Source organism: Streptomyces boluensis (assembly GCF_009908195.1).
Taxonomy (GTDB): Bacteria; Actinomycetota; Actinomycetes; order Streptomycetales; family Streptomycetaceae; genus Streptomyces; species Streptomyces boluensis.
Map to the genome: position 1 here is coordinate 1 of NZ_JAAAHS010000380.1, position 7,420 is coordinate 7,420.

A 7,420-nucleotide genomic window follows, 5' to 3' on the forward strand; every position below is an offset into this window, starting at 1 on the left:
GGGGGCGGTGCGCAGCGGCAGGTTGAGGGCCAGGCCCTCGGCGACCGCGTCCCCGACGGCCGCGCCGGGCAGCAGCGCGTAGGTGAAGCGGTGGGTGCCGAGGTCGGTTTCCGGGTCGGGGGAGTGCGGGGCGCGAAGCAGCGTGAGGCGGACTGTGGTGCCCAGGCCCTCGGCATGAGGGGTGCGGGTGACGTCGTGGCCGTACGTGGAGTCGTTGAGCAGCGCCACCCCGTACCCCTCTTCGGCGACCCGCAGCCAGCGGTGGGCGCAGATCTCGAAGCGGGCCGCGTCCCAGCCGGTGTTGGTGTGCGTGGGCCGGTGCACATGGCCGAACTGGATCTCGGCGGCGGACCGTTCGGCCTGCACGTCGAGCGGGAACGCGGCCTTGAGCACCTTCTCCGACTCCTGCCAGTCGACGTCCGTGACGATGTCGACGCGGCGGCTGCCCGCGGCGAGGCGGAGCTCCTGGGTGATCCGGGACGCCCCGAAGGACCGCACGACGCGGACCGTGGCCCGGAGCGGCCCCGACTCGACGAGCTCCACCGAGTCGGCCGCGGTGAGGTCGGTGTGCTTGCGCCGGTAGTGCTTGTCGATGTCCCAGGCGTCCCACTGGTTGGGGTGGTCGGGGTGGAGTTGGAGGAGGTTGCCTCGGTTGCCGGGCGGGAGCACCTCGCGGCCGGCGGCGCGCAGGTCCCGTACGGAGCTGAGCAGGCCGTCGGCGTCGACCGTCACGCGCAGGTGGTCGTTCTCCAACACCCAGGCGCCGTCGGCTTGTTGGGCCTGCACGTGGGGTGTGCCGGAGGGCGGGGGCGACAGGGTGCGGGCGCCCAGGGCCGGGACGTCCACGTGGACGAGCGCGCCGTCGTCCGCCTCGACGACCTCGGCGCGCGGGTAGGGCGAGGCGTTCAGGGCGGCCTCCCTCGCGCTGCCGAGCCCCGCACCGCCGAGGTGCCGCACCGCGTCCGTGGTGAGCGCGTCCAGCTCCGCGAGCGCCGCCGCGTAGGTGTCGCGCGCCTCCCGGTGCACCCAGGCGATGGACGAGCCGGGCAGGATGTCGTGGAACTGGTGGAGGAGGACCGTCTTCCAGATGCGGTCCAGAGCGTCGTACGGATACGCGTACGACGGGTCGCGCAGGGCGGCCGCCGTGCACCACAACTCGGCTTCGCGCAGGGCGTGTTCACTGCGCCGGTTGCCCTTCTTGGTCTTGGCCTGCGTGGTGTACGTGGCCCGGTGCAGCTCCAGGTACAGCTCGCCCGACCACACCGGCGCGGCCGCCGCGTACTCCTCCTCGGCGGCCGCGAAGAACGCCGACGGCTTCTCGATCTCGACCCGCGGTGACCCGTCGAGCGAGCGGAGGCGGCGGGCACGCTCCAGCATCTCGCGGGTCGGACCGCCCCCGCCGTCGCCCCAGCCGAACGGCACGAGGGAACGGCTGGCGCGGCCCTTTTCGGCGAAGTTCCGTTCTGCGTGGGCGAGTTCGGCGGCGAGGAACTGGGAGTTGTACGTGTCGACGGGCGGGAAGTGGGTGAACACCCGGGTGCCGTCGATGCCCTCCCACCAGAACGTGTGGTGCGGCATCTTGTTGCTCTGGTTCCACGACAGCTTCTGGGTGAGGAACCAGCGCACCCCGGCCAACTTCGCCAACTGCGGGAACGCGGCCGTGTACCCGAAGGAGTCCGGCAGCCAGATCTCCTCCGTCTCCACCCCGAACTCCTCGGCGAAGAACCGCTTGCCGTGCACGATCTGCCGGGCGAGCGCCTCACCGCCCGGCATGTTGGCGTCCGACTCCACCCACATCGACCCGACGGGCGCCCAATTACCGTCCGTGACCGCCTTCTTGATGCGTTCCCACACGTGCGGCTGGTTCTCCTTCACCCAGGCGTACTGCTGGGCCTGCGAGCAGGCGAACACCAGCTCCGGGTAGTCCCGCGCCAGGGCCGTCACATTGGCGAAGGTGCGCGAGGCCTTACGTACCGTCTCGCGCAGCGGCCACAGCCACGCCGAGTCGATGTGCGCGTGCCCGGTCGCCGAGACCCGGTGTGCGCTGGCCGCCGCGGGCTGGGCCAGCACCCGGCGCAGAGCGGCCCGTGCGGCGTCCGCCGTGCCGGGCACGTCGTGCAGGTCGAGCGCGTCCAGCGCGTCCTCGAGGGCACGCAGGATCTCGTGCCGGCGCGGCCGGTCGGCGGGCAGTTCGCGCATCAGCTCCGAGAGCACCTCGATGTCGAGGACCAGATGCCACACCTCGTCGTCGAACACGGCCAGTTCGGCGCCCGCGAAGCGGTACAGGGGCCGGTCCCCGGCGGTCCGTACGTCGCCCAGGAACGTCGGCTCGAAGTCGCGGAGGACCGCCGGGTTGGCCGCCGCCTCCAGAAGCAGGTCGACAGGTTCGCCACCCTCGGCGCGGGTGGCCACGGTGAGGTGCCGGTTGCGCGGGTGGACGCCCTTGAGCGGCACGCCCGCCGCGTCGTACAGCATCCCCTCGGCCTGGAACCCCGGCCCCTCGTCGTTGAACCCGGGATCCACGACCACTTCGACATGGCGCCCCGCCCACTCCTCGGGCACCCGCCCGGCGAGCCGGAACCAGCTCGTCGACCAGGGGCGGCCCCAGAGCGTGCCGGGCTCGAACGGCTCGTACGCGGCCGCAAGCGCCTCAGCCACCGGCACCGGCTCACCCGGCGCGTGCCAGACGGTCAGCGTCAGCGGAGTGCGGGCCGTGTGGATCGCGGGCCGGATGAACTGGCGCAGCGCCCGCTCCAGGCGACCTTCCACCAGTAGTCGGTCGTCGTGCATGTGCGGCTCCTCGGGACGGGGCCCGACACCCGGCGGCGGTCGGGCCGTACGCGCGACGTTCCAGGCTGCCCGCCCCGCCAAACCCGGAGCCACCGGCCGATGCGTGCCGCATTCCGGGCGGGGCATGCATCACCTGTACGTGTTCGACGTGAGCTGTCCATGAAGGGACGAGCCGACGGCCTACGGGCGGGGATCATGAGAAGGCACGCACAGGAAGGAACGGCCGGCGGCGCCATGGTCGTGGGGGACCATGCGCGGCTGCGCCGGAGACTCGGGTGTTCGGACCTGCGGGCGGTGCCCGAAGTCCGGCGCTCACTACGGGAGTTGCTGACGCACTGGGGCAAGCCGGGGAGTTCGGATGTGGCCGAGCTCCTCACCAGTGAGATCGTCACGAACGCACTGGTGCACACCGACGACGACGCGGTCCTCACGGCCACGGTGCGCGGGCACCGGCTCCGGGTCGAGGTACGGGACTCCGTCGCACACGGTCCGCGCCCGCGGGTACCGGACGCCGACGACGGTACGGGCGGCCGCGGACTGTTCCTGGTCCAGGCACTCGCCGACACGTGGGGCGTGCGCGCCCTGGGCGTGGGAAAGGTGGTGTGGTTCGAGCTGGACGGCGAGCGCACGTGACAGCACGCGGCAGTGACAGCGCGCGCCGCGACACCGGGCGGTCGCGACGGGTGCGCCCCGTCGCGACCGCTCAACCGAACTGCTGCTCAAGGTCCTTGAGCTTCTGCTCCAGGGAGTCGAGCCGCGGCAGGGTCTGGGTGTCGTCCTCCGCGGTCAGGTCGACCGTCCTCGGCCCCGTTCCCGATGTGGGCTCTGCGCCGGTCAGGGACTGCAGGGAGGGTCTGGAACGTACGGGCAGTTGTTCCGCCGATATGGCGGGGTCCGTGCCGCTGCCCTGCCCGACCTGCGCGGCCGGGGCCCCCGACGCCACCGCGGGCTGCTGCCCCTGGGCGCCGATCGCGGGCTGCTGACCCTGGTCGGAGAGCTTGCTGATCCGCCCCGCCAGTACGTGATTGCCCCGGCTCACGGCCTTCAGATGGGCCCGCTCCAGCTTGCCCTTCTCGCGCCTGCGGAGCCGGTTCTGCGTCTTCTCCTTGCGGTCCTCGCGTACCTCCTCGACCGCCTCGTCCAGGCTGCGCACACCCTCCAGGAGCATCAGCGACCAGGCGCCGAAGGTCTCCCGCGGCGCCCGCAGCCACCGGACGATCCGGATCTGCGGCAACGGCCTTGGTACCAGGCCCTGTTCGCGCAGGGCCGCGCGGCGGGTCTGCTTCAGGGCGCGGTCGAAGAGCACGGCGGCGCTCAGCGACATGCCCGCGAAGAACTGCGGCGCGCCCGCGTGCCCCAACCCGCGGGGCGCGTGCACCCAGTTGAACCAGGCCGCGGCACCGGCGAACGTCCACACCAGGAGCCGCGAGCCGAGCGCGGCGTCACCGTGGCTGGCCTCCCGCACCGCGAGCACCGAACAGAACATCGCCGCCCCGTCCAGGCCGAACGGCACCAAGTACTCCCAGCCGCCGGAGAGGTTGAGGTTCTGCCGGCCGAAGCCCACCAGGCCGTGGAACGACAGCGCGGCCGCCACCGCGGCACAGCAGAAGAGGAGCAGGTACGAGGCCGTGCCGTAGACGGCCTCCTTGCGCCTGCGGCGCTCCTCGCTGCGCTCCCAGGAGTCGTCCGCCGCCTTCTCCCCGGCACGCTTCCCGCGCGCGAGCACCGTCACCGCCACCAGCATGCCCAGGAGCAGTACGCCGCCGGGGAGCAGCCAGTCCAGCGATATGTCGGTCATTCTCATCTGGGTCCCTTGCGTCGCATGAGCGCGTTTCGGGCGCCATCGTGGCTCAACCCGGGGAGCGCCCAGGCGTTTTCGGCGCAAGAGCACAAAAAGGGGTTGCCGCGCGGGACGGAAGGGGGCCCTCGGTTCGAACTTCCGGTCGAGCGGGGCGAGTTGGGTTCGAGCGGCGCCGCCCGAACGGGTGGCTCAGCGGGCCGCGGCCGCGGTGAGCCGCTCGACGCGCTGGGCGTCGCAGGTGCGCGGGCAGGTGACGCAGGTGTCGTCCGGGCGCAGCGTGTAGAAGAGGCAGCAGCTCGCCCGGTCGCGGGTGGGGAGGCTCTCGCCGTTCGGACCGGTCAGCTCACGGAAGGCCGCGGCGCCGACGTACGGCTTCGTGGTGCCGGGAAGCAGCTGTTCGAGTTCCGCCATCGCGCGGTCCTCGGCGCCGAAGAGGTGGGCCACGTACCAGAGGCCCTCGACGATCTCGTCGGTCGCCATGCCCCACAGGGCGCGCGGGCCGCGCCGCATCCGGGGCCTGAAGCCGTCGAGCACCGGGCCGAGGTGCTCGGCCACCGCCGCCCGCACCTCCGCGCGCAGCGCCTCCTCGTCGGGCACGACGCGCGCGCCCGGCAGGTCGGCGGCCGGGTCGTCCGGCAGACAGGCGAAGTCGCTGACGCGTACGGCCATCCGGCCGAGCGTGCGCTGGAACGTGACATCGGCCACGGGGAAGCGCGGCACCCGGCGCAGCAGGAACCACGGCACGGTGATCAGCAGACAGGCGGGCCACGCGTACCGGTGCAGGCCGAAGCTGGCGATCACGTCCGGGCGGGCCTGCTCCTTGTAGTCCCGCAGGATCTGCGCGTTGTCCCACGCCAGGAACGCGTCGAGGTCCGCCCCGCCTTCCGCGAGCCGGGACGCGGCGACCCAGCCGCCGCCCCTCGGGGTGTCCTCGTGCGCCTGCAGCTCCTGGAACCGCAGCCCGGGAAAGACCTCGGTCAGGCGGGCATACGCATCCGCGACGGGCGAGCGACCCGGTCGGACGGAGCCTGAGGCCACGGCGGGCAGGAGCATGCGGGATCACCGATTTCTAGCGATCGTTTGCAGGTAAGCCTTACCTTACCCGACTGATCTTAGGTTTGAACTCGAGCGCTACCCGCATAGGGTCCATCTCGGGCCGGAACGGACCGTCCCCGGCAAGTCGCCGTCGTAGCGAGGAGGGCCCGAATGGAGCAGGCAAGGCCGCGCCCCACACCGGGCATCACCGACCCCGTACTCGCTGACTCCGTACGCGGCGATTCCGTACTCGGCGATTCCGTACCGGCGGGGCGGGTGCCGCAGCAGCAGGCGCGCGGTGAGCACACCCACGCCGAGCAGCCCCGGCTCCCGGTGCAGCGGCACTCGGTGCGCGGGCAGGTACTCGAAGCGCTGCGGGCCGCCCTCGTCGGCGGCGAGCTCGCGCCCGGCGAGGTGTACTCGGCGCCCGCGCTCGGTGAGCGCCTCGGCGTCTCCGCCACTCCGGTACGCGAGGCCATGCAGCAGCTCGCCCACGAGGGCGCCGTGGAAGTGGTGCCCAACCGGGGCTTCCGGGTCGCTGAGCGCAGCTCCCGTGAACTGGCCGAACTCGCGGAGATCCGGGCCCTGTTGGAGGTCCCGGTGATGCTCCGCCTGGCGCGTACGGTGCCCGCGGAGCGCTGGGCGGAGTTCCAGCCGCTCGCGGACGCGACCTCGGCGGCCGCGGCCCGTGGCGACCTGGCCGCGTACGCGGACGCCGACCGCGCCTTCCACCGCGCGGTCCTCGCGCTCGCCGGGAACGGGCAACTCCTGCTGATCGCCGACGACTTGCACCGCCGCTCGCAGTGGCAGCCCGCCTCGGGCCCGGTGCACCACCGCCGCGCCGACCTGGTGGCCGACGCGGCCGAGCACTCCGCACTCCTCGGAGCCCTGGCCGCCCAGGACCTCGCGGTGGTGGGGGAGTTGGTGCGGGAACACTTCACCCGGGCCGAGTGAGACCGCTGCCTCGGCGGGCTCGGCGGACCACCGCTCAGGTCACGGAGAACCCGCCGTCGACGAACAGGGTCTGGCCGTTCACATAGCGGGCCGCGTCGCTCGCCAGGAACACGGCGGCCCCCGCGCAGTCCTCCGCCTCGCCGTTGCGCCCCGCCATGGTGCGCGCCGCCATCGCCGCGGCGCGTGCGGGGTCCGCGAACACCGGCTCGGTGAGCGGGGTGTGGACGAAGCCGGGCGCGAGGGCGTTCACACACACTCCGTACGGCGCCCAGGCCTCGGCCTGTGAGCGGGCGAGCCCGGCGACGGCGGCCTTGGAGACGCCGTACGCGCCGCTGTTGCCGAAGGCGCGGACGCTCTGCTGGGAGGCGAGGTGGATGATCCGGCCCCAGCCGCGTTCCGCCATCCCCGGCCCGAAGCGCTTGCCGAGCAGGAACGGGGCGTCCAGGTTCACGGCCATCGTGGTGTCCCACTCGTCCTCGGTGAGCTCGTCGAACGGCGGCCGCAGATTGACGCCCGCGGAGGTGACGAGGATGTCGGGCTCCCCGTACGCCTCGGCCGCGCGGTCGGCGGCGGCGCGCAGGGCGGAGCGGTCACCGAGGTCGGCGGTGAGGTGATCCGCCTTCAGGCCAAGGGAGTTGAGCTCGTGCACGGCCTCCTTGAGCGGCTCCTCGCGGCGGGCGAGCAGGACGACATGGGCCCCGGCCCCGGCCAGGCCGGCGGCGATGGCCCGGCCGATGCCGGAGCTGCCGCCGGTGACCAGGGCGGTGCGGCCGTGGAGACCGAAGTGCTGTTCGAGGTAGTTCATGGCCGTGATTCTGGCGCGGGGTCAGGTCGCGGGGG

Annotated in this window: 6 protein-coding genes; 2 read left to right on the forward strand and 4 right to left on the reverse strand. The window is 72.8% G+C overall.

What is annotated here, in order from left to right; translation table 11 throughout:
* On the reverse strand, nucleotides 1-2,790 hold a 2,790-nt coding region (locus tag GUY60_RS31385), incomplete at its 3' end, for an alpha-mannosidase (protein WP_161703992.1).
* A 195-nt stretch (nucleotides 2,791-2,985) separates the two neighbouring features.
* Between GUY60_RS31385 and GUY60_RS31390 the strand changes: the two genes are divergently transcribed.
* Entirely contained in the window at nucleotides 2,986-3,423 is a 438-nt protein-coding gene (locus GUY60_RS31390; RefSeq protein WP_246235891.1) for an ATP-binding protein, read from the forward strand.
* A gap of 70 nt (nucleotides 3,424-3,493) precedes the next feature.
* Here GUY60_RS31390 and GUY60_RS31395 read toward each other — a convergent pair whose 3' ends face one another.
* A complete protein-coding gene (locus tag GUY60_RS31395) occupies nucleotides 3,494-4,594 on the reverse strand; it encodes a DUF2637 domain-containing protein (protein WP_161703994.1) in 1,101 nt (366 codons plus the stop codon).
* Nucleotides 4,595-4,780: 186 nt separating this feature from the next.
* Nucleotides 4,781-5,644: a (2Fe-2S)-binding protein gene (locus tag GUY60_RS31400; RefSeq protein WP_161703996.1), complete on the reverse strand. Its 864-nt coding sequence runs from the start codon at nucleotides 5,642-5,644 to the stop codon at nucleotides 4,781-4,783.
* A gap of 153 nt (nucleotides 5,645-5,797) precedes the next feature.
* Between GUY60_RS31400 and GUY60_RS31405 the strand changes: the two genes are divergently transcribed.
* A complete protein-coding gene (locus GUY60_RS31405; RefSeq protein ID WP_161703998.1) occupies nucleotides 5,798-6,580 on the forward strand; it encodes a GntR family transcriptional regulator in 783 nt (260 codons plus the stop codon).
* Between the two features lie 34 nt (nucleotides 6,581-6,614).
* On the opposite strand, the gene GUY60_RS31410 is transcribed toward GUY60_RS31405, so the two are convergent.
* Nucleotides 6,615-7,394, reverse strand: a complete 780-nt coding sequence (locus tag GUY60_RS31410) for an SDR family NAD(P)-dependent oxidoreductase (RefSeq protein WP_161704002.1) — start codon at nucleotides 7,392-7,394, stop codon at nucleotides 6,615-6,617.
* Between the last annotated feature and the right edge of the window lie 26 nt (nucleotides 7,395-7,420).